Below are 25696 nucleotides of genomic sequence, written 5' to 3' on the forward strand. Positions count from 1 at the left end.
ATAATTCCGAGTTATGTGCCGTCTCAGAGACGCGATCGCCGGGATCGCGTCCCTGCCATTAACCAACCCGGCCGGTACAACCCTACGGCGCTGACGTCGTCTCGAACCGGGAAGTACGGTGCGAGGGTTGGAGGGATGTCATGCGCGTCAGCAATGCGGTGGAGGAATTTCTGCGATACTGCGCCGTCGAAAGACAGCTCTCCCCGCATACGATCGAGGCGTACACGGCAGACCTCGAGGAGTTCAGCCGGTTCCTGCGAGAAGATCCGCTGGTCTGTTCAATCAACGAAGACACGCTCGCGGGATATCTCGTCGATCTGCTCGAGCGCAGGAAGCTCGCGCTCGGAACGGTTCGGCGCCGGTTTGCATGTCTGCGGGCGTTCACGAGGCGGTTGGCCAAGGCTGGACGCCTTACTGATCCCTTTGCGAAATGGCAGCTCCAGCTTCCAAAGCGTAAGAGGCTCCCGCGATCCCTGTCCCGGCCCGAGGTGTCGATGCTTCTGGCGAGCTTTCCCCTCCCCAAGTCAGGAAGCGCCAAGGCCTCCCACACGTTTGTCGCAGCACGATTGATGATCGCGACGGGAATTCGGGTTGGCGAGCTGTGCCGAATATCGGTTCAGGACGTGGTGGCCGATGGCGGTGCTATCCGCATCTACGGAAAGGGCGCGCGGGAGCGGATGGTCTACATATCGGACCTCCCGCTTCGCGCCGATCTCCTTGCGCTCTTGGCATGGCATCGCGAGAACGGACGTGTCGCCGGAAATCTGTTTCTCAACCGCCGAGGTGCGGCCCTGAGACCTCAATCGATGCGGCTCGTGCTGCGCCGTCAATACGAGCAGAAGAACGGGCGCCGGGTTACACCGCATATGCTCAGGCACACTGCTGCAACGCTCTTGATGGAGCGCGGCGTGGACATCCGGTTCGTTCAACGGCTGCTCGGTCATTCGAGTATCGCGACCACCGAGATTTATACCCATGTATCGGACGAAGCACTGAGGTCCACGCTCGAGCGAGCAGACGTGCTCGGATGTCTCGCTGCTTGAGCGTCCATATCCAAAGACGACAGCGCCTTGACGCTACTTCGCCGGGCTCACACGGACGTGCGCGACGGCGACGTCGTCAGCATGGAGCCTGGTCCAGCCCGGCATCCGGTCCAGGAGCTGCACGGCGGGTTGCTCCGGCGTAAGGAGCGTGCCGTCGATCTGGAATGCGTCGAGCAGGCCTGCGACCTCATCGCGACTGCGGCCTTCGGCCGCGCGGAGATATTTCATCATGAAGTGCTGGCCGTAGAGCTCGGCGCGGCTATCGATGAAGGTCGGGACATCGTTGGCGATCAGGAAGCCGCCGAATTGATAGTCGTTGTAGATGCGCGTGGCCCGGTGCTGCCGCAGCGCGTCGAGCGCCGCCGCCGGCGCCTGTGTCCTGTCGGGGACGAAATCACGATGCGCCCCGTAGGCCACGGACAGGGCCAGCGCGCCGCCGATGACGGCGAGCGCCGCCGGCATCGAGACGAGCCACGAAGCTGCGGGCTCGGCCCGCTCGGCCTGATAGCTGGGAGCAGCAGCCCGGTCCCTGAACGGCCCCGCGATCGCCAACGGGGCCAGAAACGCGAACACCTCGACGCATCGGACATGCGACAAGGCCATGTGCGTCACCAGCAACAGCAGAGCGATGCGCGGCAGCGACAGCACGACACCACGAGACAGGGCCAGTCCGATCAGGCCGAGCAACGCGACCTCGAACGCGCCAATGCTGCTGAAGTCGGCCGGCCGCCATTCGGACACCATCGACAGGACCGGTCCGAGGCTCAGGATGTTCGCGGCGGCAATCAGCGTGTTGTGGAGATAGGGCGTGCAGCAGCTTGCGAGCAGCGCGGCAATCGCGAACAGGCTCCATTGTTTCGCGACGGCGATGCGCTGCCCGTCCCCGCTCTGCCAGAGCGCCTCCAAAGCGATCGGCGCAATCAGGGCGAGGCCCAGCACGAAGCCGCCGTGCAGGTTGGCCCAGAGCACCATCAGCGGCAGCAGGACCCAAGGCGGCGGCGAGCGCTGGTCGACGGCCCGGATCAATCCGCCGGCCCATCCCACCATGACCGGCAGCGCCAGCACGTGCGGCCGCGCGAGCAGATGGGGTGACGCCACCGCGAACGCCAGCAGCGCCAGAAGAACGCGATGGACCGGTTCGAAACAGGATTCGATCAGGTTGAGAAAGATCACCAGAGCCGCGGCCACGGCGAGCGCAGCCAGCGCCACCGGGCCGGCCCAGCCGGCAACCGAATAGGCCGCAGCGAACAGGACCTGCGACAGCCAGGCGTTCGACATCCAGGGGCTGCCGGCGCGCGTGAACGAATAGCTGTCCGAATACGGCATTGCGGCGTGATCGATGATCCACTGCCCGATCTTGACGTGCCAGTATGTATCGGAGTCGTGCAGCAGACGGTCGCCGATGACGAACAGGAACAGAAACATCCCCGCGCCGACGCCGAGATGCAGCAGGGCTGGCGTCATTCGGACGCTGGTCACGCGATTGGCAACGACGAGCGACATCGGGATGTTTCGGTTGCAAGACGGTGATCGGTGAAATCGGCGGGGAATGCCGAGGTCCACCCGCGACGGAGGTCGTTCGGTATGTGCGGCAGGCGCGCTAAAATACCGTTAAACTACGGAGAATCAACACCCCGGTAGGGGAAATGTGCTGAAGACCCGGTTAATGGGCGACATCCGCTGCCGGCGTCCCATCGATTCACGAAGTCCGTCGCGCTCGGTGCCGCTGACAATGCCGGCTGTCATTCGGACCCATGTGCGCGAGCCCAGGCCGAAAAGGCCACAGCGCGGGCGGCGGAAAAATTCCTGGCCGCGGCTGAATGAGCCGATCGTTGCGTGAGCGCGGCCCCGCCAATGGCGGGGCCGGTTCGGCTTTCCGGCAGCGACGCTCAGCCGCCCGCGGCTGCCCCGTGCAGCGCCGCCAGCTCGGCATCCGCGGCGGTGACGCGCTGGAACGCCGGACGCGAGGTGATGCGCTCGGCATAGCGCGTGAACACGTCCCTGCGCGGCACGATGCCGAACGTCATCGTCCAGTTCAGGGCGATGCCGCAGAGGATGTCGGCGGCGGTCATGCGCTCGCCGAGCAGATAAGGGCCCTTGGCGAGTTGCTGTTCCAGCGCATCCAGCATCGTGTCGTAGTCGGCATAGGGCGACTGCGTGACGGGAGCCGGCTCGCGCTTCATGAAGCGGTCGATCACCGCGGGCTCGAACGACGAGCCGCAATAGGCGATCCAACGCAGATACGGCCCGCGCAGGGGATCGTCGAGCGTCGGCGTCAGTCCGGCCTGCGGAAACAGATCGGCGAGATAGATGAAGATCGCGACCTGCTCGGTCACGATCTGGCCGCGATGACGAACCGTCGGCACCTTGCCGAGCGGATTAACGGCGAGAAACGCCGGCTTGCGCTGCTCGCCGGCCTTCATGTTGAGGATATGCAGATCATAGGGTGCGCCGAGTTCCTCGAGCAGCACGCGGGAGCCGGTGGCCCGGGTCTGCGGCGAATAATACAGCGTGATCCTGTCGTCGGCGGTCATGATGGTGTCCTCCTGTTGCCGGCTGCGCTGCCGGACTTGTCGCACAGCATACCTGACAACCCATGTCAGGTATGGTTTAAGGGCGCATGCGCGCGAGCCGGCTGCTGTCCATTCTCACCACCTTGCAGGCCAGGGGGCAGGCCACCGCGCCCGAACTGGCCGAGGCCTGCGAAGTCTCGGTGCGCACGATCTATCGTGACATCGATGCGCTCGCCGCGGCCGGCATCCCCGTCTATGCCGAGCGCGGGGCGGAGGGCGGATTCCGTCTGCTCGACGGCTATCGCGTGCGCCTCAACGGGCTGTCGCCGGCGGAGACCGACGCGCTGTTCATGGCCGGCCTGCCCGGCCCTGCCGCGGCGCTCGGCCTCGACGCCATGAATGCGGCGCAGACCAAGCTGGTCGCGGCGCTGCCGCAGAGCCTGCGCGCCGATGCCGGCCGCATGCAGGCGCGCTTTTATCTCGATGCGCCCGGCTGGTTCGGCGAGGCCGAGGAGCCGCGGCATCTGCGCGCCATCGCCGACGCGCTGCTCGCCGACCGCCTGGTCGACATCCGCTACCAGAGCTGGCGCGCCGAGACGCGCCGCCGCGTCGCGCCGCTCGGCCTCGTGCTCAAGGGCGGCAACTGGTATCTCGCAGGCCAGGTCGAGCGCAGCGTGCGCACCTATCGGGTCGCGCGCATTCTCGACTGCGCCGTGACGGACGCGACGTTCGCGCGGCCGGCGGAATTCGATCTCGCCGCGCATTGGCGGGCGGCGACCGAGCGGCTGGAAGCGGAGCTGCATCCGAAGACGGCGACGGTGCGGCTGTCTCCCCTCGGCGTGAGACTGCTGGAGGTGACGAGCCAGCCCTATGTGCGGGCACGCACGCGCCTCGCCGACGAAGCCGATGCCGAGGGCTGGCGCATCGCCACCATTCCGGTCGGCACGACGCTGTGGCACGCGGCCGGCGACCTGCTGCGCTTCGGGCCCGAGGCCGAAGTGCTCGATCCGCCCGAGCTGCGGGCGAAGATGGCCGAGCTGGCGCGGGACATGGCGAAACGATACGGCGGCTCTGCGACGACGATGTAATTACAAACAACTCCTGCATTCGGGCTCGCAGGATTGGACGACGAGCTACATCACCACCGGCGCGTCCGGCAGCTCGTTCGGCTCGCCGGCGTGCGGCGGATAATGTCTTGCGAGTTCGCGTGACACCGCGGCAATGCCGTACATGACGCCCTGCTCGAAACGACCTGCGCGAAACTCCGCTTCCATCGCCCGGCAGATCGTCTCCCAGCCCGCGGCGCCGACGCGGTCGTGGATGCCGCGGTCGGCGATGATCTCGACGTCGCGATCGGCGAGCAGCAAATAAATCAGGACGCCGTTGTTGTGTGCGGTGTCCCAGATGCGCAGGTGCGAGAACACGTCGAGCGCACGCTCGCGCGGCGGCTGGTTGCGCCACAGCGGCCGGCCATCGAGCGCGCCTTCGACGACGAAACGGACCTGGCCGGCATGGGTCTGCTCGCTCGCCTTGATCGCCTGCTCGATGCGCGCCAGCACGGCGGGCGTGAAGATCCGCTTCGACTGCCAGGGATGATGCAGCAGATGCCGGCCGATCCGTCGGATGCCCATGCGCGCTCCCCTCACCAGCTGCCCGAGGCGCCGCCGCCGCCAAAACTGCCGCCGCCGCCGGAGAAGCTGCCGCTGTCGCTCGAGCTGCCGCTGCTCCAGCCTGACGACGACGAGCCGCTCGACCAGCCGCCGCGGCGGCCACTGCCCGGCGTATTCATCCCGGCGAAGCTGTCGGCGATGAAGGCGATCACGAAGCCGCCAATGGCCGACAGCGCCGCGAGCCCCATTGAGCCGATCAGCAGCCAGGCGATCACACCCATCGCGCCGCCGGTCGCGAGCGAGCCGATCAGGCGGCCGAGCAAGCTGCGCAGGATGCCGCCGATCACCAGCGCGCCGAACAGCGCCACCGGCGCGAACGACGTGATGGAATCGAAGTCGAGATCCGTGCCATGCGACGCCTGCGGCTGCGGCACCGGCAGGCTCTCACCGTTGATCACGGCGATGATGCGGTCGAGTCCCGCGGCGATGCCGCCGGCAAAATCGCCGCTGCGGAATTTCGGCGTGATGACCTCGTCGATGATGCGGCGCGCGGTGACGTCGGTGAGGCTGCCTTCGAGTCCGTAGCCGACCTCGATGCGCAGCTTGCGGTCGTTCTTGGCGACCACCAGCAGCGCGCCGTCATCGACCTTCTTGCGTCCGATCTTCCAGGCCTCCGCAACACGGATCGAGAACTGTTCGATCGTCTCCGGCTGCGTCGTCGGCACGATCAGCACCGCGACCTGGCTGCCCTTGCGGGTCTCCAGATCCTTCAGCTTCTGGGTCAGGCCCGCGATGTCGGACGACGACAGGGTGCCGGTCTGGTCGACGACGCGGCCGGTCAGTTGCGGCACCGCGACGTCGGCCAGCACCATCGTGGCGAGGCAGACGAGCAGCGTCGCAAGCAGCGCCTTGACGACCGAGCGCACGCGCAAGATCGGATGCTCCGGCTATTTGGCGGGCGCAGGCGACGGCGCGTTGAAGTCGACCTTCGGCGCGACCGAGATCTCGCGCTCGTTGTCGACCGTGAAGTTGGCCTTCTCCTTGTAGCCGAACGCCATCGCGGTGAGGTTGTTCGGGAAGGTGCGGATGCCGACGTTGTAGTCCTGCACCGACTTGATGTAGCGGTTGCGCGCCACGGTGATGCGGTTCTCGGTGCCTTCGAGCTGGGACATCAGGTCGCGGAACAGCGCATCGGATTTCAGCTGCGGATAGTTCTCGGTCACGACGAGGAGCCGCGACAGCGCGCCGGTCAGCTCGCTCTGGGCCGCCTGGAACTTCTGCAGCGCGGCGGGATCGTTGACGACGTCGGGCGTGGCCTGCACGCCGCCGACCTTGGCGCGGGCGTTGGTGACGCCGAGCAGCACGTCCTTCTCCTGCTGGGCAAAGCCCTTGACGCTGTTGACCAGGTTGGGAACCAGATCGGCGCGGCGCTGATACTGGTTGACCACTTCGGACCAGGCCGCCTTGACCTGCTCGTCATTGGTCTGGATGGCATTGTAGCCGCAATTGGTCAGGCTCAGCGTCATGAGCGCCGCCAGCACGGTCAGCAATCTCCGCATCGCAATCTCCCCCGTCATCGGCCGACCGCCTGCGCAGCATCGTTGCACGCGCGGAATGGACCTTCGAAGGGTCAGATAGTGGACATCGCGGCAAAATGAAAGGCGGCGCGGAGAATGTCGGCCGCACGGCCGCTGGCATCTCGGCGAATGACCCGACCAGCCGATCGGGCGATCAGGATCGCGCCGCAGGTCCGGTCGCGACCAACGCGGCCGCGAAAGCGAGCGCCGTGGCGAGCGCGGTCGCCAGCGACGGGCGATAGATCTTGCGCATCGGGACTCCGTCGGAAATGGCGCGCGGCGCCGGCCGGCTCCGCGAAACTCGCGGAGCCGGTCTCGATCGCCGCTAGCGCGTATAGGTGCTGCTGCGGCTGACGGTGCCGCCATACGGGCCGGTGGTCGTGCCGGTATGGGTGCAGCTGCCGCCGGCGCAGGTCGTCTGGCCGCTGTTGCTGACGACACCGCCGCGCGGACCAGTGTAGGTGCGGCTGTGGCTGCGGCTGCAGCTGCCGCCGGCACAGCCGGCCGAGGCGGACGACGACCACGTGCCGCCGCGCGGACCGACGCCGCCGCCCGCGCGCGTCCAGGCCTGCGCGCCGGAGGCGCTCAGCGCCATCATCATCGCGGCGATTGCCGCGGCCCCGATTGCGGTCCGAACTGAAGCCATCTGTCTCTCCTCTACACATCTGCACCGCCTCATGGCGTCGGCAGAGCCTCGCCCATCAAGTTTGCGGGCGGTTTGCAGGAAACAGCGCCGGTGTAACGTTTTGTAACGATCTTCCGGCCAGGCTTGCCGAGTTCGGCGCCCTGTTCTTAAGCTGTCGGCATGGACACCCGCCCCCATATCCTGATCATCGAGGACGACATCGAAATCCGCAGCCTGCTCCGCGACCATCTCGCGCGCGAGGGTTTTCGCGTCGACGTCGGCGACGGCGGCGCGGCGCTCGACCGGTTCCGCAGCACCTTCGGCGATCCTGACCTCGTCGTGCTCGACATCATGATGCCGGGCGAGGACGGCCTTTCGATCTGCCGCCGCTTGCGCGCGGCCTCGCGGCTGCCGATCCTGATGCTGACCGCCAAGGGCGACGAGATCGACCGCATCGTCGGGCTCGAGATGGGCGCCGACGACTATCTGCCGAAGCCGTTCAGCCCGCGCGAGCTGGTGGCGCGCATCCGCGCCATCCTGCGCCGTGCCGAGCCGGTGCCGCTGGAGAACCGCCGCTTCGTCGTCAACACCAGGCTCACGGTCGATCTCGACAAGCGCGAAATCTCGCATGCGGAGGAAGGCCCGCTGCCGCTCACCAGCGCCGAATTCGAGCTGCTCGGCTGCTTCCTGACACGCCCCAACCGCGTGCTGTCGCGCGAACAGCTGATGGACTGGACCCGCGGCCGGCAGGCCGATCCGCTCGACCGCACCATCGACGTGCAGGTCAGCCGGCTGCGCAAGAAGATCGAGCGCGAGGGCGAGCTGATCAAGACCGTGCGCAGCGCCGGCTACGTCTTCACCGGCTCCGTCAAGGAGCTGTGAGGCGTGCTCGGGCGTCTCGGCTTCGCCGGCCGGCTGATGGCCATCGTGCTGTTCGCACTGATCGCGCTGTGGGCGGCCGGCCTCGGCTGGCTGTTCCTGAGCGAATCGCGCGAGGAAATCCTCAGGCGAGTGTTTCCGGTGCCGGAGCAGGTCAGCGCCATCGTCCAGCTGATCGAAGGCGCCCAGCCTGCCGAGCGCCCGCTGATCCTCAAGGCGGTCAGCTCCGCGAGGCTTCAGGTCACGCTGGCGCAAGAGCGCCCGGAGGCGTCCGCCGAGACCATGCGCCGCCCGCTCGCCGAACGTTTCCTGACGCTGTATCTGCAGTCGTTGCAGCCGCGTGACGTGATCGTCCTGAGGCCCCGCAACGGACTGCCGCGCTTGCGCGACTGGCATCTCGGCGACAACTGGCGCAACATCAGCCGCTCGGTGCGTTTCGCGGTGTCGCTGCGTGAGCGCGGCTACGTCGTGTTCGAAGCCACCGGCGCCGCAGGTCCGCGCCTGCTCGGACTGCCGCCCGGCTTCGGCGTCGGTCTGCTCGGCGCCCTGATCGGCATCGCCGCCGTGATCGCGATCGCGCGCGAGGCGCGCCCCTTGCGCCAGCTCAGCCAGTCGCTCGGCCAGTTCAGCAGCGATGCCACCGTCGCTCATGTCAAGCCGGCCGGCGCGCCGGAGATCCGCAGGCTGATTTCAGCGGTCAACGACATGCAGACCCGCATCTCCGAGCTGGTGCGTGGCCGCACACTCTTGCTCGGCGCGGTATCGCACGATCTCAAGACCTACATCACGCGGCTGCGGCTGCGCGTCGAGCGCCTGCCCGAGCCGGAACAGCGCGACAAGGCCGCCGCCGATCTGGATGAGATGACGCGCCTGTTGGAGGACGCGCTGGCCGTCTCGCGCGGCGGCTTCGCGGCGATCCAGCGGCAGCCGGTCGATGTCGCCGCGCTGCTCACGGAGATCGTGGAGGACCGGCGGCAAGGCGGAGCGCCGATCCGCGCCGAGCTCGGCCATATGCCGCTGACCATCCTCGCCGAGCCGACGGCGCTGCGGCGCCTGTTCATCAACCTGATCGAGAATGCGCTGCGCTTCGCGACACGCTGCACCGTGCGACTGCTGCCCGACAGCGGCGTGGTGATCGCCATCGACGACGACGGCCCTGGAATTCCCGCGGAGGCGCGCAGCGCGGTGTTCGAGCCGTTCTTCCGGCTGGAGAACTCGCGCAGCCGCAGCACCGGCGGCAGCGGGCTGGGACTGGCCATCGTCAAGCAGATCGCCGACGCCCACGGTGCCAGCCTCGATCTGTCGCAATCGCCTGAAGGTGGCCTGCGGGTCCGTATCGCGTTTCCGCAGGCCGGCTAGACGTATCAGCTGCCCTTGCGGTCGCGCAGCTGGGTGACGAACATGTCCTGCCAGTTCGCCGGCTTGACCTTGATCGAGCCGACGCCGTGCATGAACTCGGCGATCTTCAGCACGCCCTCGGGCGTCGCGGAAAACCAGGTGTCCTTGTCCTGCAGCATCTCCAGCACCTCCTCCTTGGTCGTCTTGACCTTGGCGGTGCGGGCGTAGATCTCGGCGGCGGCGGCCTTGTCGTTGGCGATCAAGGTGCAGGCTTCGTCGAGCGCATCGAGGAAGGCCTGAACGACCTTCGGATTGGCGTCGACGAAGCGCTTGGGCGCGAACACGACGTCCATCGTCAGCCGTCCGAGCACGTCGGCCGAATTGGCCACGCGATGGATCTTGGAATCCTTCAGCTCGATGTAGGAGAACGGCGGCGAGGTGAAGTGGGCCGTGATCTCGGTCTTGCCCGAGATCAGCGCCGCCACCGCCTCCGGATGCGGCAGGCCGACGGTCATCGGATCGAGCTTGGCGTAGTTCTCCTTGCCGAATTCGTGCGCGGCCATCATCTGCAGCATCACCGCCGACAGCGAGGTCTTGATGCCGGGCAGCGCGATCTTGTCGCTCGGCTTGAAATCCTTCAGCGACTTGATGTCGGGGTTGTTGCTGTTCATCCACAGCGATGTCGAGGAGAGCCCGCTGACGCCGACCACCTCCACCGCCGGAATGCCCTTGGCCTTGGCCCACAGGGTGATGAAGCCGGGCGCGCCGGTGCCGGCGATGTCGAGCGAGCCGGCCATCATCGAGTCGTTGATGATGTTGCCGCCGTCGAGCAGCAGCCAGCTCACCTTGAGCGCACCGAGGCCGGCCTTCTCCGCCTGCTTCTCCAGCAGCTTCTGATCCTCCATCACGATCAGCGGCAGATAGAGAATGCCGTAGCCCTTGGAGAGGCGGATCTCCTTGACTTCGGCCTGCGATGCATTGGTGGCACCGAGCAGCGCGGCGAGGCCGAGCGCGGCGACGGCGAATGATTTGCTCCAGGACATGTTCGTCTCCTTATCCCTTGTTGTTTTGCTTATAGCCGAAATCAGTGCTGCATGCCCCAGCGCCGCACCGTCTTGCGCTCGATCGTGGCGAACACGACGTTCTCGATCACGAGACCGATCATGATCACCGTGAACAGGCCGGCGAACACGTTGGCCGTCTCGAGCTGGTTGCGGTTCTCGAAGATGAACCAGCCGAGTCCGCCGGAGCCCGAGGACACGCCGAACACCAGCTCGGCCGCGATCAGGGTGCGCCAGGCGAAGGCCCAGCCGACCTTGAGGCCGGTGAGAATGGCCGGGAATGCGGCGGGGATCAGGATGAAGCGCACCAGCTTCAGCCCGCGCAGGCCGTAATTCAGGCCGACCATGCGCAAGGTGTTGGACACGGAACGGAAGCCGGAATGCGTGTTCAGCGCAATCGCCCACAGCACCGAATGCACCAGCACGAAGATGATGCTGCCTTTGCCGAGCCCGAACCAGATCAGCGCCAGCGGCAACAATGCGATCGCCGGCAGCGGGTTGAACATCGAGGTCAGCGCTTCCAGCATGTCTGCGCCGATCCGTGATCCGATCGCGATCGTGGTCAGCACTGCGGCCAAGGCGATGCCGACGCCATAGCCGATCAGCAGCGTCTCCAGCGACACCAGGGTGCGCGCCGGGATCACGCCGTTGCCGATGTTCTCGAAGAACGCGGAGAGCGTGTCGGTGAAGGTCGGAAACAGCAGGGGATTGCCGAGCCACATTCCATAGGCCTGCCACAGCGCGGCCAGCGACACCAGGATGATGGCCTTGCGGACCGCACCGATGTGGTAGATGCGTTCGATGATCGACAGGCTCGCCTCGACCTCGATGTCGCCGAGGGGCGTGTCTGCATTGACGATTTCGGGGCGCAGCGCCAGCGTCTCGCTCATGATGCTCTCCTCGTGTCTCAATGGTGGCCGAACAGCATGTCGTTGATGCGCCCTTCGAGGGCGACCTGCTCGGGCGAGCCCATCGTGCCAGGCGGCACGCTGTTGAGCTCGGCGCGGACGCGGCCCGGATGCGGCGACAGCAGCAGGATGCGCGAGCCGATCTTGATCGCCTCCTCGATCGAATGCGTCACGAACAGCACGGTGAAGCGGGTGTCCTGCCAGAGCTGCAAGAGTTCGTCCTGCATCTTGCGCCGGGTCAGCGCGTCCAGGGCCGCGAACGGCTCGTCCATCAAGAGCACGTCCGGCTCCATCGCCATGCCCCTGGCGATCGCGACGCGCTGCTTCATGCCGCCCGACAGCATGTGCGGATAGGAGTCGATGAACTTGGTGAGGCCGACCTTGTCGATATAGGATCTGGCGCGCTCGTTGGCTTCCGCCGTACCGAGCCGACCGCTGGCGGTCAGCGCGAACACGACGTTCTCACGCACCGTCTTCCACGGCAGCAGCTGGTCGAATTCCTGGAACACCATCATGCGGTCCGGGCCGGGCTCGGTGACCTCGTGGCCCTTGAGCCGGATGCGGCCCTCGGTCGGCTTCAGATAGCCGCCGATCGCCTTGAGAAGGGTGGATTTGCCGCAGCCGGAGGGGCCGAGCAGCACGAACCGGTCGGAATCGAACACCTTGAAGTCGACGCGATAGGTCGCCGTGACCAGAGTGTCCGGTGTCTTGTACTGCAGCGTCACGCCCTCGACGGAGAGCAGCGGCTCGAACTGAGATGGTGCTTGATGGACGGTCATGTGTCCTCCCCTCTTTCATGTTGCAGTGCGAAATTTCGCTCGGTGCACTTCGGCGCCCTTATTCGAAGTGATAGAGGAGGAGACTGACGCGAACCTGACTCCGAGACGGACCTAAGACCTTGCGCATCCTGCTGGTGGAAGACACGCCCGAGATCGGCGCCGCCGTGACCAGCCGGTTCGAACGGATCGGCTATGCCGTCGACTGGGAGAAGGACGGCCGCACCGCGAGCGAGCTGATCGAGGTACAGACCTATGACCTGATCGTGCTCGACGTGATGCTGCCCAACATGGATGGCTTCGCCGTGCTCAAGCATCTGCGCAAGCGCGGCCTACGCACGCCGGTGCTGGTGCTGACCGCGCGTTCCGCGGTCGACGACCGCATCGGCGCGCTCGACCTCGGCGCGGACGATTACCTCGTCAAGCCGTTCGACTATCGCGAGCTGGAGGCGCGCGCCCGCGCGTTGCTGCGCCGGGCGGCCGGACAGTCCGACAATCTGCTGACACTCGGGCCGCTGGTGATCGACCGTGCCGGCCGCACCGCGAGCGTCGCCGGGCAGCCGCTCGATCTGACCCGGCGCGAGCTGACCGTGCTGGAAATTCTCGCCGCGCGTCCCGGGCGCTACGTCGCCAAGGACGAGCTGGTCGAGCAGCTGTTCAGCTTCGACCAGGACCCGAGCCCGAACGCGGTCGAGCAGTTCGTTGCGCGTCTCAGGCGCAAGCTGGCGGCGACGTCCGTCGAGATCAAGACCGAGCGCGGCCTTGGCTATCAGCTCCACGCTTCGTGACACCAGGACCTCGCTGCGCGCGCGGCTGCTGATCGCGATCGGCGCGATCCTGGCCGTGGGCGCGATCGTGCTCAGCCTCGCCGCTTGGCAATACGCCGCCACCGCCGCGCGCGACGCCTATGACAAGCTGCTCGCCGGCGGCGCCGTGCAGATCGCCGAGAACATCTACATGCAGGGCGGCGTGGTGACGCTCGATCCGCCTGCCGCCGCGTTCGCGACGTTGTCGGCTTATGATCTCGTATTCTACCGCGTCACCGATCCGCGCGGCGTGGTCGTGGCCGGCTATGACGATCTCGCGATCAAGGCGCCCAAGAGCGCGCTGCGCGAGGGCGTGGTGCTGCGCGACGGCGTCTATCGCGACCAGCCGGTGCGCGTCGCCGCGGTGGCCCGCCGGCTCGACAGTGCGCCCGGCGACGGCTGGAGCGAGATCGTGCTCGCGCAGACCTTGCGCGCTCGCGACGCGTTGACCTGGGATCTCGCCTCCAAGGCGATCGGCCTTATCGCCGCGATGAGCCTGCTGGCGCTGGTCGCCACCGCATTGTGCCTGCGGCTGGTGTTCGCGCCGCTGACGCGGATCGAAGCCGAGATCGTCAAGCGGCGGCCTGATGATCTCAGCCCGATCGCGATCACGCCGCCGCGCGAGGTCCGCGCGCTGGTCGGCGCCATCGACGGCTTCATGCGGCGCCTGTCCGAGCGCATCACGCTGATGCAGCGCTTCATCGCCGACGCCACGCACCAGCTGCGCACGCCGCTGGCGGCGATCGACGCCGAGGTCGAGCTGCTGAGCGATCAGACCAGGGATCCGAGGGCACTCGACAAGCTGCGCGGCCGCATCGCGGACCTCGCGCGCCTCACCAGCCAGCTGCTCGATCACGCCATGATCCAGCACCGCGCCCAGACGCCGCGTCTTGCCGCGACCGACATCAACTCGCTGGCAAAGTCGGTGCTGTCGCAGAGCGTACCGCTGTCGCTCGACCGCGAGGTCTCCGTCAGCTTCGTGCCGGCAGAGGAGGACGTCGGCATCGCCGCGGATGCGATCAGCCTGCGCGAGGCGCTCGCCAATCTCATCCACAATGCGCTGGTGCATGGAGCGACGACGCGACTGATGGTGCGGGTGGAGAAAACGGCAACGCGGGTCGCGATCGTCGTCTGGGACGACGGGCCGGGCATCGCGGCGGACGCGCAACAACGCTCGTTGTCGCCGTTCCAGAAGGGCGACGCCTCCCGCGGCTCCGGCCTCGGCCTCGCGATCGCCGCCGAGGTCGCGCAGGCCCATGGCGGAAGCTTACGGTTGGTGGGCGGCGCGGGCGATTTCAGCGTGATGATCGAGTTGCCATTAGAACGCAAGTAGCCGGGCCAACGGCAGTGCGCTCCCTCTCCCCGTTCTTCACGGGGAGAGGGTCGGGGTGAGGGGCAGCCGCACGGGCGGTGCGCATAGTGAGACCAGCCCTCACCAGAATTGCATCGTCAAATGCAAGCCGAGACAAGGACTAACAACTCACACTTCTCGTGCGGCTGCCCCTCACCCCAGCCCTCTCCCCGTAAGCACGGGAGAGGGAGCGTACCGCCGCTTTGGCGAGCAGCGCGCCCTACTCCGCCCGTCAGTCTCACGCCGCCTTCTTGGCCTTCGCGTCCCGGATCGCCGTCCACACCTTCTCCGGCGTCAGCGGCGTCTGCAGGTTGGTGATCCCCAGCTCGAACAGCGCGTCCATCACGCCGTTGGTGATGCAAGGCGGGCCGCCGATGGCGCCGGATTCGCCGCAGCCCTTGGCGCCGAGCGGATTGGTCTTGCACGGCGCTGAATCGTCGAGCGTGACGACGATTGGAGGAACGTCGTCGGCGCGCGGGATGCAGTAGTCCTGATAGGTCGCGGTCAGGAGCTGGCCGTCGGCATCATAGGCGACGTTCTCGTACAGCGCCTGGCCGATGCCCTGCGCGACGCCGCCATGGATCTGGCCGGCGACCAGCATCGGATTGACGGCGATGCCGACGTCGTCGACCGTGGTGTAGCGCACCACACGGCTGATGCCGGTCTCCGGATCGATCTCGACCTCGCAAACGTGGGTGCCGTTCGGCCAGCTCGGTCCGTCGACCTCGCCTTCGCTGTCGACCGACAGCTTGGCCTGCGTCTCCTTGCCGGCGATCTCGAACAGGCTGATGCGGCGGTCGGTGCCGACGACCGTCAGGACACCGTCACGATATTCGATGTCCTCGACCGCGGTCTCCAGCAGGTTCGATGCCTTCTCTCGCGCCTTGGTGATGAGATCGTTGGACGACACCGCGACCGCCGTGCCGCCGACAAACAGCGAGCGCGAGCCGACGCTGCCGAAGCCGGTGGCGAGATCCGTGTCGCCCTGGACGACATCGATCTTGTCGAGCGGGATGCCGAGCGTGTCGGAGATCATCTGGGTGTAGGTGGTCTGCAGCCCCTGCCCCATCGCCATGGTGCCGGAATGCAGGATGACACGGCCCTCGGCGGTCGCGTGCAGCGACACCTTCTCGGTGTGGGCGCGGCCGCCGGTCCATTCGATGTAGCTGGTGAGGCCGCGGCCGTAGAGCATGCCGCGCTTCTTGGCCTCGCGCTTGCGCGCATTGAAGCCGTCCCAGTCGGCGAGCTTGGACGCGCGCTCCAGCATGTGGGCGAAGGCGCCGGAATCGTACACCTGGCCGACGGCGTTGGTGTAGGGCAGCTGCGCCGGCTTGATGTAGTTCGCTTTCCGGATGGTGCGCGGATCGATCCCGATCTGGCGCGCAGCGGTGTCGAACAGGCGCTCGACGATGAACACCGCCTCGGGACGACCGGCGCCGCGATAGGCACCGACCGGCGCGGTGTGCGTCATGACCGTCTTCACCTCGAAATGCACCAGCGGCAGGTCGTAGACGCCGGTCTGCACGAACGGCCCGAGCACCAGCGGGATGATGTTGGCCGCGCCCGACGAATAGGCGCCGGTGGCGCCGATCGAACGCACGCGATAGGCCAGCACCTTGCCCTTGGCATCGAGCGCGAACTCGGCCGTCGAGGTGAGATCGCGGCCATGGGTGCCGCCGACGAACTCGTCGGTGCGCTCGGCGCGCCAGCGGATCTTCTTCGACAGCTTGGTCGCGGCATAGGCGACGATGCCGTCCTCCGGATAGAGGTTGGTCTTCTGGCCGAAGCCGCCGCCGATGTCGCCGACGAGCACGCGCACGCTGTCCTTGGGCCGCTTCAACACCGCCTCCGCCAGCACGTCGCGGGTCGAAGCTGGCGTCTGCGACTGCACGTACACCAAAAGGCGGCCGGTCTTCTTCTCGATCTCGGCAATGGTCGAGCGCGGCTCCATCGCCGACGGCACCAGGCGCTGGCTCGTGATGTCGAGCGATACTCTATGCGCAGCGCCGGCGAAGGCCGCTTCGACCTTGGCGGCATCGCCATAGCTCATCGCGGCCACGATGTTGTCCGGCGCCTCGGCCCAGACCACGGGCGCGCCCGGCTCGATCGCCTTGACCGGATCAGTCACCGCCGGCAACACCTCGTAGTCCACGGCGATGGCCTCGGCGGCTTCCTGCGCGATCGTGCGCGAGGTCGCGACCACGGCTGCCACCGCCTCGCCGGTGAAGCGGACGACCTCATGCGCCAGCAGCCGGCGCGGCGGCACCGTCATCGGCTTGCCGTCGGGCCGCTTGAAGATCGCGAGCGTCGGAATGGTGCCGACATCGTCGGCGACGAGATCCGCGCCGGTATAGATCGCCTCGACGCCGGGGATTTCGCGCGCGGCGGCGGTGTCGATCGATACGATCTTGGCATGCGCATGCGGCGAGCGCAGCACGGTGAGCCAGAGCGCGCCGTCTTCCGGTTTGTCGTCGATGAACTGCCCCTTCCCGGTCAGCAGCCGCTGATCCTCCAGCCGCTTGACGGGCTGGCCTGCCCCGAACCGCATGTTGTTGGGAAGAATGTTCATCGTCAGTCCTTAGGTCAGTTCAAATTGAATTGGGCAGGGTTTTAGCGGATCGACGTTCTGCCGGCCAAGCCGCGATTGTGCTGGTGCGTCATACCGCACCGTCATGCCCCCGGCATGACGGCGACAATTATCCCGGCCTCATCCCAGACTACGCAGCACCTCCTCGACGACCTTGCGCTGCTCGGCCGTGAGCGCGGCCTGCGGCGGCACGGGATCGCCGACGTCGTAGCCCTGGATCGACAGGCCGGCCTTGATGCAGGCGGCGAGGTTGAAGCGCGCGAAGGCTTCGTTGACGCGCCACAGTTTCTTCTGCAGCGCCAGCGCGTCGTCCCAGCAGGAGGCCTTGCAGAGATTGTAGAGCTCCACGCTCTGGCGCGGGATGATGCAGGCGGGCCCGGCCATCCAGCCATGGCCGCCGATCAGCATCACCGCCGCCGGAATGTGCGAGGACGCGGCAAACACCTTGATGGCATCGCCGCAGCGGTTGATGATCGACAGCAGGCGACCGGTGTTGGTCGAGGCGTCCTTGATGTAGTTGATGCGCGGATGCGCGGCGAGACGGGCGATGACGTCGAGCGACAGGTCCGAGCGCTGGAACTGCGGATTGGTGTAGATGACGACGGGAACGTCGACGGCGTCGGCGATGGCGCGGAAATAGGCTTCGACGCCGACATCGCTCACCGGGAAATAGGCTTCGAGCACCGCCAGGATGCCGTTCGCACCACGCGTCTGATACGCCCTGGCCTGCGCCACCGCGTCGGCGATCGTGGTCGAGGCCACGCCGGCGATGACCGGCACGCGGCCCTGCGCGGCCTCGATGGTCGCCTCCACCACGGTCATGCGCTGGGCGCGGTCCAGATAGGCGAACTCGCCGGTCGAGCCGAGCGGCGTCAGGCCATGCACGCCGGCATGGATGAGGTCATCGCACAGTCGCCCCAGCACATCGACGCGGATCGTGCCGTCGGTGCCGATCGGCGAGGCGAGGTAGGGAAAAACACCATGAAAATCAGTCATGCAGCCGGTATACCGGCCGGCCCCCCATCTCCGCAAGCGGGGCCTCCCGCTCCCGCGCCAACGTGCCGGACGCCTCACCACGACGAGGGCGCCAGACGCGGCGTTAAACGTGGCTTCAACCTTTCGCCTCACCATGCGCGCATGTGAGGGATCGGAGACGATCGTGGAGCCGCGATTCAATCGAGGATTGTGTGAGTTGCGGCGAATGGGGGCGCGAGCAATGTTTCCGAGCCCGGTCGAAATGGCTGCGAACTTCGCTATTTTCAGTCACTTTTCCGCCGGATTGACCAATCATCATGTCAGGCGGAAAGAGTTAGTACGAGTGCTCCAGCGTAAATTCGCCGTGGGAATTTCGATCGGAGACGAGGGAAACCTGCAGCGAGTGCGACCATGAAGACGCTTTACGATTTACTCGGAGCTCTTCCGGACGATGACGCTGAGGACATCCGGGCCGCCTTCCGCAAGGCGGTCAAAGAGAGTCATCCCGACGTCCATCCGGGAGATCCCGACGCCGCACTCCGGTTTCGGCAGGTCATCCGCGCCAACGACATCCTCGGCGACAGGGAGCAGCGCACGGCCTATGACCGCCTGCTCGGCGCCGCGCAAGACGAGCATCGCCAGGACTCCAAGCTCGCCGTCGTCGCCAAGGTGCACAAGGTTGCCTCCGGCGTGATGGCGCTGGCCGGCGCCTCCGCCGTGGCGCTGACGGGCTACCTGCTGTTCACGCACATGTCCTCGGCGTCCGTCGCTCCCCTCAAGCCGATCGTGGTCGCGACCAACAAGGTCAAGCCGCACGAGGCGCCCGCCACTCCGATCGAGAGCGCCGCAATCGTGCCGGCGACGACAAGCGAGGCGGCTGCGGCGACCGGCAACGAGCCGGCCGGCAATGTCGCGAACGGCGATACGGCCGCCGAGCCGCTGCCGCTGCGGGTCAGCAAGGTCGACGCGGTCTACTCGGCGGAACAGGAGCATCCGGCCTGCGCGCAGGCATCGGCAGCCCCGTGCACCTCGGATGCAGCGCTGCCCGGCGGGGGCGCGTCGAACGAGGCCCGCGCCTTGCACGATCGCGGGATGGTGTCGTTCCAGAAGGGCGATCTTGCCGCCGCGCTGACCGATCTCGACGCGGCGATCCAGCTCGATCCGCGCTATCAGGAAGCCTATATCGACCGCGGCATCGTCTTCTATCGCATGCGCAAGTTCGACCGTGCCTTCGCCGATGTCGCCGCCGCCAAGCGGATCGAGAAGACCAACCGCACAGTGCTGGACGCGATGGCAAAGCGCCAGCCGCTGCGGCCGTTGAAGCTCGAGCCGCCCAAATTCGATCCGAAGGCCGACATCAGGACCGAGAGTCCCAAGGCCGAGCCGCCGAAGGCGGCGGCAGCACCATCGATATCGCCGCGAATGGCGACGGCCACCCCGTTCTATCCAACGGGCGATCCCAGCCGCGCTCCGTGAGACCCGCCGAAGGCTCATTGACGAACACTTAAGGTAATTTCGAACCTCCGCCCGTTGATCGGCCTCCGGCCATCAACCGTTAGGAAAGGTGTCCCATGGTGGCGCCCATGGGACAGGGGCTGTTTTCAAAATCCATTCATCCGAATCCGGCGATCCGGCGCGAGCTCGTCGATCTCCTCTACACGTCATTGCCGCAGATCGTCTCGATCAGCGCGGCCGCAATCACCGCGGCGATCACGCTGACGATCCTGCATCGTGATCCCGGCTGCGCCGTCATCACCTGCGCCATCATCATCAACGCCATCGGCCGGATCGTCAGCCTGCTGCGCTACAAGCGCCATCAGGCCCGCCTGTCGGACCGCGACGTGATCCTCTGGGAGACGGTCTATGCCGCCGGCGCGGCCGCCTTCGGGCTGGCGCTGGGCGCGCTGTCGTTCCGGGCGCTTCAACTCGACGACGCGGCGGGCGCCTGGCTGGCGGTCGGCCTGTCGATGTCGCATTGCGTGGGCATGGTGTCGCGGGCGGCGATCCGCCCCTGGATCGTGCTCACCACGACCGCCCTGGTGTTCGCACCGACGATGATCGCGGGCCTGATGCGCCCCGAATTGCCGTATCAGCTCGGTGCCATCATGTTGTTGCTGTTCTGGCTGACGGTGCGCGAAGCGTCGCTCCATCTCAGCGCCGCCTTCATCGAGCGGCTGGAGGCCAAGCATGCGCTGGCGCGCCAGGCCAACCATGATTTCCTGACCGGTCTGCCCAATCGCTTGGCCTTCCTCAAGGCGTTGGAGACGGCACCGCGCCATATCGCCATCATCGCCATCGATCTCGACGGCTTCAAGCCGGTCAACGACCGCCACGGCCATCACGCCGGCGACGAATTGCTGCGCCAGGTCGGCGCGCGATTGACGAGTTGTGTCGGGCGCAATGGACTTGCGTCCCGCTTCGGCGGCGACGAGTTCATGCTGCTGAAACCATTGACGAGCCCGGCACAGGGACGCGATGAAGCGCTCGCGCTCGCGCGCGACGCAGTTCGCGCCTTGTCTGCGCCGTTCCTGCTGTCGGACATCCCGGTGGTGATCGGCGCCAGCGCCGGCCTGCTGGTGAACGACGAGCCGCTGACCGACAGCACGATCGATCAGCTGCTGCGGCGGGTCGATGATGCACTCTACATCGCCAAGCGCGCCGGCGGCGGCCGCTGCAGTTGGGCCGAGGCCGGCACCACGGCGATGCGCGGGGCAAGCCGCACGCTGTCGTTGCGTAGCTGCAACTAAGGGGCTTCGATCCCCCGAAGCACCGCCTCGATCTCGTCCGGGTCGAGCTCGCCCTCGCGTCCGATCAGCACGAGCTGCGCCGTGAGCCCATCGGCCGGCGGCAATGGCGACGGCGCCAGGGTGCCGCGCGTCGCCACCGACTGAAACAGGATCGGCATTCCCGGATGCTCGGTGAATTGCAGGACGCCCTTGATGCGCAGGGTGCGCGCAGCGAGCCGACCGATCACCTGCTGAAAGCGAGCCAGCGACAGCGGCGCCTGCGAGGCCCAGGTCACGGTCGCGAACGGCTGGGCCATGGCCGGCACCTGCGGCGGCAGCTCGCGCGGCGCGCGCAGGTCGCGGCTGAACAGCAGGTCCGGCGCGACGGCGCCGCGGGCGATCTCGAAGATCGCCGATTGCGGCTTGGTGCGGCCGACGATGGCACGCGCCTGGTCGAGTACGGCGCGATCGAGCAGATCGGATTTCGTCAGCAACACGAAATCGGCGGCACGCAGCTGCGAGCGCCACAGCGACTCCTGCGCGATGTCCGGCTCGTCGTGCAGACGCTGCGGGTCGACCAGCGTCACCACCGTTTCCAGCGGCGCGACCTTGAAGATCACCGGATCCATCAGGTTGCGGATGATCTCGGCGGGATCGGAGATGCCCGAGGTCTCGATGGCGATCGCATCCGGCGCCGGATCGCGCTTGATCACCGAGGACAGCGTGCGCAGCAGGTCGCCCTGCAGCGAGCAGCAGATGCAGCCGTTCTTCAGGCTGATCACCTCCTCCGTCACCGTGCCGAGCAGCTGCGCGTCGATGTCGACCGCGCCGAAGTCGTTCACGACGGCGGCGATGCGCCGGCCGTCGGGATTGGCGAGCAGGTGATTGAGGAGCGTCGTCTTGCCGGCGCCGAGCGCGCCCGCCACCAGCAGGACAGGAACGATCACGACAGCACGGGCCGGCGCACCGCCCGCCCCGGCCTGGCGTCGCGGATGAGGTGTCCGTCGGCGATCACGGCGCGGCCGTTGACGAGCAGATGCCTGACGCCTTCGGACGCCCGGTTCATGTGGAGGAAGTCGGCGCGGTCGCGCAGGCCCGCAAGATCGAGCACGGCGATGTCGGCATCGCAGCCGGCCTGCAGCCGTCCCTTGCGGCGCATCGCCGGCGTCGACGGCTCCAGAATTTGGGCCGGGATCAGCGTGCACTTGGCGAGGCCGTCCATCAGCGGCATCGCCTTGCGATCCAGCACCCATTCGCGCAGAAACTTGGTGAAGGTGGCCGACGAGCGCGGATGCGACACCGCATCGTCCGGCAGCGGCCAGGCATCGCCGGTGTAGTCCGTGCCGTTGGACAGGATCCACGGCATCGCGTCCGAGGCGATCGCGCCGCCCGGAAACAGCACGGAGACGTCGAGCAGGTCGCGGTGGCGCTGGTTGACGGCGACGTCGAGGAAATGGATCAGCACCAAGGCGCCGGGATCGGCCTGCTGCCGTTCGAGCAGTTCGTCGCGGCTGCCGAGACGATGCCGTTCGGCGACCATCTCGATCGCGTCATAGCCGGTGCCCATGCGCTGGCAGAAGGCGGGATCGGCGAAGAAGCCGGCACCGACGACCGTCGAGCCGGTGCCGTAGGGATAGGCCTCGGTCGTGACCTTGAGCCCTTGCGCCTGCGCGGTCTGCACCAGCTCGGCACAGCGCTCGACGTCCTGCAGGCTGGTGCTGTTGAAATGGCAGATGTGCATGTGGGCGCCGGTCGAGCCGGCCAGACCGATCAGGCGCGTATAGGCATCGACCGAGCTGCGCGGATCGACGTTCGACATGTAGGCAATGTGCGTATAGGTCGGCACGTTGCTCTTGGCGGCGAGGCTGCACAGTTCCGACAGCTCCTTCATGCCGGTGCCCGGCGCATAGGCGTTGGGGAAAGCGATGCCGAGGCCGCCCTGCTCCAGGCCCTGCCTGGTGCGCTCGACGATTTCAGCCGTTTCGGCCGCGCTCGCGACCTCCTCGACCCAGCGCTTGTCGCGCATGGCCTCGCCCATGCCGCCGATATTGGAGGCGGTCTGCTGCGTCGTCATCGTCGCGATGCGCGCGAATACCCAGCCGGACGCCGCGCCATAATTGAGCGTGCGGCCGATCGCCTCCTGCTCGTCATACCAGCGCGCCACCGGCATCACGCCGACCTCGAGCTCCAGCGTCGTGGTGACGCCGTCGAAGGCCTGCATGCGGTCGGCCGGCAGCGACTGGCCGTGCGCGTGCAGATCGATGAAGCCGGGCACCACGGCGAGCCCGGCGGCGTCGATGACCCCGTCCGCAGCGCCTGCGACATCGCCGACGGCGGCGATCGCACCGTCCTTGATGGCGACGTCGGCCGTCGCGTCGAGTTGGGTTTCGGGGTCGAGCACGCGGCCACCGCGAATGATCAGGTCGTAATGGGTCATGCCCTCAGCAAGCTCACAAATTGGAACTGATTGCAGGCCTAACACAGATGCGGTTCGATGGAAACGCGGCCGGGGAGATCGATGCCCTCCGCGCCACGCATGACGCCGACTTATCAGTTCGTTCGCGCGGCGATCCTCTTTCCTCCGCGCACCGGATCGGTCAGAATTGGCATCCCGATGCGGCATCGGCCGCTCGCCACGTACAGGCCGAACATTTTCATGGCAGCATCCAACGGCATCCCGCGCATCGCCGACTTCACCTGCGAGAGGCGGCCTGCGGTCGGCTCGCGCGGCATGGTGGTGACCAACCATCCGCTGGCCTCCAGCGCCGGCGCCGAGATGCTGATGCGCGACGGCAATGCGATCGACGCGGCCATCGCCGCGCTGTTCGCGCTGACCGTGGTCGAACCGATGATGGTCGGCATCCTCGGCGGCGGCCTGTCGCACATCCGCCTCGCCGACGGCCGCCACATCGTGCTCGATGGCCTGAGCACGGCTCCCCTGCGCGCCTCGCCCGCCATGTATGACCCGGTGTCCGACGAGATCGCCTTGGCGCGCGAGACGCGCGGCCGCCGCAATGCCGTCGGCGCGCTCGCGGTCGCGGTCCCCGGCGCGCTGAAGGCCTGGTGCGAGGCGCTGGCGCGCTACGGCCGGCTGCCGCTGGCCGAGGTGATGGCGCCTGCGATCCGGCTCGCCGAATATGGCTTCGTCGCGAGCCCCTATCTCAACGATTGCGTCCGGCAGGCCGCCAGCGATCTCGCGCGCGATCCCCATTTGTCGGCGCTGTTCCTGCCGGGCGGCGAGCCGGTCGAGCCAGGCGCCCGCGTGATCCAGACCGACTACGCGGCGTCGCTGCGGCTGATCGCACAGGATGGACCAGGGGCGTTGTATGGTGGGCCGCTCGGCGCGGCGCTCGCGGCCACCATGGCCAAGAATGACGGATTGATCGACGCGGCGGATCTGGCAGCCTTCAAGGTGATCGAGCGCGCGCCGATCCGCGGGACCTATCGCGGCACCGAGATCATCGGCCCGCCGCCGCCCTCCTCCTCGGGCGTGCACATCGTGCAGATGCTCAACATTCTCGAAGGCTTCGACGTCGGCGCGCTCGGCTTCGGCTCGGCCGACGGCGCGCATCTGCTGGCGGAGACGCTGAAGATCGCCTTCGCAGACCGTGCGGTGGCGACCGCCGATCCCGCTTTCGTCGACGTCCCGATCGAGCGGCTGACGTCGAAGGCCTATGCCGCCGAGCGGCGGGCGCAGATCGACATGGGCCGGGCGCAGAGTTTTAGTCCGGGCTTCTCGCCGACCGAATCCGCCAATACCACCCATGTCACGGTCGCCGATGCCGAGGGCAATGTCGTCGCCTCCACGCACACGATCAACGGCCTGTTCGGCGCCTGCCTGCAGATCCCCGGCACCGGCATGACCGCCAACAACTACATGTACAATTTCGATCCGCATCCGGGCCGCGCGCTGTCGATTGCGCCCGGCAAACGCGTCTTCACCTCGATGGCGCCGATGATGGCGCTGCGCGATGGCCGCCTGCGCTACGCGCTCGGCCTGCCCGGCGGCCTGCGCATCTTTCCGTCCGCGTTCCAGGCGCTGGTCAACCTGATCGACCACGGCATGTCCTTGCAGGAAGCGGTCGAGGCGCCGCGGCTGTGGACGCAGGGCGGCGTGCTCGAACTCGAGCCGGCCTTTTCCGATCATGTCGCGCAACAACTTGCCGCACGCGGCCACGCCATCAAGCGCGAGCCGATCGTGGCCGGCGGCATGAATGCGATCGCCTTTGGTGACGACGGCTCGCTGACCGGCGCCGCGTGCTGGCGTGCCGACGGCACGCCGATCGCGATCTCCGGCGGGCGAGCCCGCGCCGGCCTCCGCTTCGCCATCGCCTGAGGCCCAGGCCTTCTGCCGCATCATCTGGACTTTCATGGTGAGGAACGTCGCCCCTGCGAGCGTTCGGGCGATGCGGTCGCATCGTCTGAGAAGAGGCCCGAGCTGGGGCCTCGCCCTTCGAGACGCCCGCCTTCGTCGGGCTCCTCAGGGTGAGGAGTGAAAGCCTCTTTCAGGGTCATTGGAAGCAACACAGTGCCGCGCCGGTTTCGGCGCCAGACCCTCCTCATGAGCACGCTGCTGGCAGCCGCAAAGCTGGTCTTCACCTCGCCCCGCTTGCGGGGAGAGGTCGGATTGCATCGAAGATGCAATCCGGGTGAGCAACTATCCGCGAGTCTGGTGCGTGCGGAGAGCCCCCTCACCCCGCCCCTCTCCCCGCAAGCGGGGAGAGGGGGCGCACTGTCTCTGCGGCGAACTCCTAACCCTCTCCATGAACACGCTGCTCATGGTCAATGTGCAGCGCCGGTCTCGGTGCCAAAACCTCTCCATGAACACGCCTCTCGGCGTGTTCATGGTCCGGTGTGCAGTGCCTCGGCTTTTGCCCCTCATGGTGAGGAGCGCCGAAGGCGCGTCTCGAACCATGCGGCC

22 protein-coding genes are annotated in these 25696 nt (G+C 67.1%); 9 read left to right on the forward strand and 13 right to left on the reverse strand.

Annotated elements, in window-relative coordinates:
• Positions 1 to 140 precede the first annotated feature (140 nt).
• Positions 141 to 1043: a tyrosine-type recombinase/integrase gene (locus tag ACQR1B_RS06780; RefSeq protein ID WP_434833123.1), complete on the forward strand. Its 903-nt coding sequence runs from the start codon at positions 141 to 143 to the stop codon at positions 1041 to 1043.
• 33 nt (positions 1044 to 1076) lie between these two features.
• Here the strand turns inward: ACQR1B_RS06780 and ACQR1B_RS06785 are convergent, their stop codons facing one another.
• Together ACQR1B_RS06785 and ACQR1B_RS06790 are read right to left on the reverse strand one after the other, a co-directional pair.
• Positions 1077 to 2546 carry a hypothetical protein gene (locus ACQR1B_RS06785; RefSeq protein WP_434833122.1) on the reverse strand — a complete coding sequence of 490 codons (1470 nt, stop codon included), beginning with the start codon at positions 2544 to 2546 and terminating at the stop codon, positions 1077 to 1079.
• A 386-nt stretch (positions 2547 to 2932) separates the two neighbouring features.
• A complete protein-coding gene (locus ACQR1B_RS06790) occupies positions 2933 to 3577 on the reverse strand; it encodes a glutathione S-transferase family protein (protein WP_434833121.1) in 645 nt (214 codons plus the stop codon).
• Between the two features lie 86 nt (positions 3578 to 3663).
• On the opposite strand from ACQR1B_RS06790, the gene ACQR1B_RS06795 reads away from it, so the two are divergent.
• Positions 3664 to 4644: a helix-turn-helix transcriptional regulator gene (locus ACQR1B_RS06795; protein ID WP_434833120.1), complete on the forward strand. Its 981-nt coding sequence runs from the start codon at positions 3664 to 3666 to the stop codon at positions 4642 to 4644.
• A 45-nt stretch (positions 4645 to 4689) separates the two neighbouring features.
• On the opposite strand, the gene ACQR1B_RS06800 is transcribed toward ACQR1B_RS06795, so the two are convergent.
• The 4 genes from ACQR1B_RS06800 to ACQR1B_RS06815 form a co-directional block, all read right to left on the reverse strand.
• On the reverse strand, positions 4690 to 5187 hold the full coding sequence (locus tag ACQR1B_RS06800; RefSeq protein WP_434833119.1) for a TPM domain-containing protein: 498 nt from the start codon (positions 5185 to 5187) through the stop codon (positions 4690 to 4692).
• A gap of 11 nt (positions 5188 to 5198) precedes the next feature.
• The gene (locus ACQR1B_RS06805) at positions 5199 to 6038 is read right to left on the reverse strand and encodes a TPM domain-containing protein (RefSeq protein ID WP_434833141.1); all 840 of its coding nucleotides are present in this window, start codon (positions 6036 to 6038) and stop codon (positions 5199 to 5201) included.
• Positions 6039 to 6113: 75 nt separating this feature from the next.
• Positions 6114 to 6725 carry a LemA family protein gene (locus ACQR1B_RS06810; RefSeq protein ID WP_434833118.1) on the reverse strand — a complete coding sequence of 204 codons (612 nt, stop codon included), beginning with the start codon at positions 6723 to 6725 and terminating at the stop codon, positions 6114 to 6116.
• 343 nt (positions 6726 to 7068) lie between these two features.
• On the reverse strand, positions 7069 to 7338 hold the full coding sequence (locus ACQR1B_RS06815; protein ID WP_434833140.1) for a hypothetical protein: 270 nt from the start codon (positions 7336 to 7338) through the stop codon (positions 7069 to 7071).
• A gap of 210 nt (positions 7339 to 7548) precedes the next feature.
• Here ACQR1B_RS06815 and ACQR1B_RS06820 point away from each other — a divergent pair, with 210 nt between their 5' ends.
• Together ACQR1B_RS06820 and ACQR1B_RS06825 are read left to right on the forward strand one after the other, a co-directional pair.
• Entirely contained in the window at positions 7549 to 8250 is a 702-nt protein-coding gene (locus ACQR1B_RS06820; RefSeq protein ID WP_434833117.1) for a response regulator, read from the forward strand.
• 3 nt (positions 8251 to 8253) lie between these two features.
• Positions 8254 to 9606 carry a sensor histidine kinase gene (locus ACQR1B_RS06825; RefSeq protein ID WP_434833116.1) on the forward strand — a complete coding sequence of 451 codons (1353 nt, stop codon included), beginning with the start codon at positions 8254 to 8256 and terminating at the stop codon, positions 9604 to 9606.
• Positions 9607 to 9611: 5 nt separating this feature from the next.
• Here the strand turns inward: ACQR1B_RS06825 and ACQR1B_RS06830 are convergent, their stop codons facing one another.
• Genes ACQR1B_RS06830 through ACQR1B_RS06840 form a run of 3 tightly spaced genes read right to left on the reverse strand, consistent with a single transcriptional unit; the run spans position 9612 to position 12333 of the window.
• Positions 9612 to 10628 carry an ABC transporter substrate-binding protein gene (locus ACQR1B_RS06830; RefSeq protein WP_434833115.1) on the reverse strand — a complete coding sequence of 339 codons (1017 nt, stop codon included), beginning with the start codon at positions 10626 to 10628 and terminating at the stop codon, positions 9612 to 9614.
• 41 nt (positions 10629 to 10669) lie between these two features.
• Positions 10670 to 11536: an ABC transporter permease gene (locus ACQR1B_RS06835; protein WP_434833114.1), complete on the reverse strand. Its 867-nt coding sequence runs from the start codon at positions 11534 to 11536 to the stop codon at positions 10670 to 10672.
• A 17-nt stretch (positions 11537 to 11553) separates the two neighbouring features.
• Positions 11554 to 12333, reverse strand: coding sequence for an ABC transporter ATP-binding protein (locus ACQR1B_RS06840; protein ID WP_434833113.1), 780 nt, complete (start codon positions 12331 to 12333; stop codon positions 11554 to 11556).
• A gap of 119 nt (positions 12334 to 12452) precedes the next feature.
• On the opposite strand from ACQR1B_RS06840, the gene ACQR1B_RS06845 reads away from it, so the two are divergent.
• Together ACQR1B_RS06845 and ACQR1B_RS06850 are read left to right on the forward strand one after the other, a co-directional pair.
• Positions 12453 to 13118, forward strand: coding sequence for a response regulator (locus ACQR1B_RS06845; protein WP_434833112.1), 666 nt, complete (start codon positions 12453 to 12455; stop codon positions 13116 to 13118).
• Positions 13093 to 14469 carry a sensor histidine kinase gene (locus ACQR1B_RS06850; RefSeq protein WP_434833111.1) on the forward strand — a complete coding sequence of 459 codons (1377 nt, stop codon included), beginning with the start codon at positions 13093 to 13095 and terminating at the stop codon, positions 14467 to 14469. Before ACQR1B_RS06845 ends, ACQR1B_RS06850 begins: the two co-directional genes overlap by 26 nt.
• A gap of 256 nt (positions 14470 to 14725) precedes the next feature.
• On the opposite strand, the gene ACQR1B_RS06855 is transcribed toward ACQR1B_RS06850, so the two are convergent.
• Both ACQR1B_RS06855 and ACQR1B_RS06860 read right to left on the reverse strand, forming a co-directional pair.
• Positions 14726 to 17056, reverse strand: a complete 2331-nt coding sequence (locus tag ACQR1B_RS06855; protein ID WP_434833110.1) for a xanthine dehydrogenase family protein molybdopterin-binding subunit — start codon at positions 17054 to 17056, stop codon at positions 14726 to 14728.
• Positions 17057 to 17194: 138 nt separating this feature from the next.
• Complete coding sequence (locus ACQR1B_RS06860) at positions 17195 to 18070, reverse strand: dihydrodipicolinate synthase family protein (RefSeq protein ID WP_434833109.1); 876 nt, start codon at positions 18068 to 18070, stop codon at positions 17195 to 17197.
• Positions 18071 to 18460: 390 nt separating this feature from the next.
• Between ACQR1B_RS06860 and ACQR1B_RS06865 the strand changes: the two genes are divergently transcribed.
• Both ACQR1B_RS06865 and ACQR1B_RS06870 read left to right on the forward strand, forming a co-directional pair.
• Positions 18461 to 19525 carry a DnaJ domain-containing protein gene (locus ACQR1B_RS06865; protein WP_434833108.1) on the forward strand — a complete coding sequence of 355 codons (1065 nt, stop codon included), beginning with the start codon at positions 18461 to 18463 and terminating at the stop codon, positions 19523 to 19525.
• Between the two features lie 95 nt (positions 19526 to 19620).
• Positions 19621 to 20796 (forward strand): diguanylate cyclase domain-containing protein, encoded by a 1176-nt coding sequence (locus tag ACQR1B_RS06870; protein WP_434833107.1) that lies wholly within the window; start codon positions 19621 to 19623, stop codon positions 20794 to 20796.
• Here ACQR1B_RS06870 and ACQR1B_RS06875 read toward each other — a convergent pair.
• Positions 20793 to 21722, reverse strand: a complete 930-nt coding sequence (locus ACQR1B_RS06875) for a CobW family GTP-binding protein (RefSeq protein ID WP_434833106.1) — start codon at positions 21720 to 21722, stop codon at positions 20793 to 20795. The genes ACQR1B_RS06870 and ACQR1B_RS06875 overlap by 4 nt on opposite strands.
• Positions 21719 to 23524, reverse strand: a complete 1806-nt coding sequence (locus ACQR1B_RS06880; protein WP_434875128.1) for an amidohydrolase family protein — start codon at positions 23522 to 23524, stop codon at positions 21719 to 21721. Before ACQR1B_RS06880 ends, ACQR1B_RS06875 begins: the two co-directional genes overlap by 4 nt.
• Here ACQR1B_RS06880 and ggt point away from each other — a divergent pair.
• A complete protein-coding gene (gene ggt, locus ACQR1B_RS06885) occupies positions 23432 to 25111 on the forward strand; it encodes a gamma-glutamyltransferase (protein ID WP_434833104.1) in 1680 nt (559 codons plus the stop codon). The two genes, ACQR1B_RS06880 and ggt, sit on opposite strands and share 93 nt — an antisense overlap.
• Positions 25112 to 25696: the final 585 nt, after the last annotated feature.

Origin of the sequence: Bradyrhizobium oligotrophicum (genome assembly GCF_051168495.1) — a bacterium.
Lineage (GTDB): Bacteria > Pseudomonadota > Alphaproteobacteria > Rhizobiales > Xanthobacteraceae > Bradyrhizobium > Bradyrhizobium oligotrophicum_A.

Excerpts from the sequence above, each read along its gene's own strand:
- ACQR1B_RS06880 (WP_434875128.1), bottom strand. The coding sequence starts at position 23,524 with ATGGTTGGTCACCACCATGCCGCGCGAGCCGACCGCAGGCCGCCTCTC.
- ggt (WP_434833104.1), top strand. The coding sequence starts at position 23,432 with ATGGCAGCATCCAACGGCATCCCGCGCATCGCCGACTTCACCTGCGAG.
- ACQR1B_RS06780 (WP_434833123.1), top strand. The coding sequence starts at position 141 with ATGCGCGTCAGCAATGCGGTGGAGGAATTTCTGCGATACTGCGCCGTC.
- ACQR1B_RS06790 (WP_434833121.1), bottom strand. The coding sequence starts at position 3,577 with ATGACCGCCGACGACAGGATCACGCTGTATTATTCGCCGCAGACCCGG.
- ACQR1B_RS06810 (WP_434833118.1), bottom strand. The coding sequence starts at position 6,725 with ATGCGGAGATTGCTGACCGTGCTGGCGGCGCTCATGACGCTGAGCCTG.
- ACQR1B_RS06830 (WP_434833115.1), bottom strand. The coding sequence starts at position 10,628 with ATGTCCTGGAGCAAATCATTCGCCGTCGCCGCGCTCGGCCTCGCCGCG.
- ACQR1B_RS06800 (WP_434833119.1), bottom strand. The coding sequence starts at position 5,187 with ATGGGCATCCGACGGATCGGCCGGCATCTGCTGCATCATCCCTGGCAG.
- ACQR1B_RS06835 (WP_434833114.1), bottom strand. The coding sequence starts at position 11,536 with ATGAGCGAGACGCTGGCGCTGCGCCCCGAAATCGTCAATGCAGACACG.
- ACQR1B_RS06870 (WP_434833107.1), top strand. The coding sequence starts at position 19,621 with ATGGTGGCGCCCATGGGACAGGGGCTGTTTTCAAAATCCATTCATCCG.
- ACQR1B_RS06795 (WP_434833120.1), top strand. The coding sequence starts at position 3,664 with ATGCGCGCGAGCCGGCTGCTGTCCATTCTCACCACCTTGCAGGCCAGG.
- ACQR1B_RS06860 (WP_434833109.1), bottom strand. The coding sequence starts at position 18,070 with ATGACTGATTTTCATGGTGTTTTTCCCTACCTCGCCTCGCCGATCGGC.
- ACQR1B_RS06785 (WP_434833122.1), bottom strand. The coding sequence starts at position 2,546 with ATGTCGCTCGTCGTTGCCAATCGCGTGACCAGCGTCCGAATGACGCCA.
- ACQR1B_RS06855 (WP_434833110.1), bottom strand. The coding sequence starts at position 17,056 with ATGAACATTCTTCCCAACAACATGCGGTTCGGGGCAGGCCAGCCCGTC.
- ACQR1B_RS06805 (WP_434833141.1), bottom strand. The coding sequence starts at position 6,038 with ATGGTGCTGGCCGACGTCGCGGTGCCGCAACTGACCGGCCGCGTCGTC.
- ACQR1B_RS06840 (WP_434833113.1), bottom strand. The coding sequence starts at position 12,333 with ATGACCGTCCATCAAGCACCATCTCAGTTCGAGCCGCTGCTCTCCGTC.
- ACQR1B_RS06815 (WP_434833140.1), bottom strand. The coding sequence starts at position 7,338 with ATGGCGCTGAGCGCCTCCGGCGCGCAGGCCTGGACGCGCGCGGGCGGC.
- ACQR1B_RS06820 (WP_434833117.1), top strand. The coding sequence starts at position 7,549 with ATGGACACCCGCCCCCATATCCTGATCATCGAGGACGACATCGAAATC.
- ACQR1B_RS06865 (WP_434833108.1), top strand. The coding sequence starts at position 18,461 with ATGAAGACGCTTTACGATTTACTCGGAGCTCTTCCGGACGATGACGCT.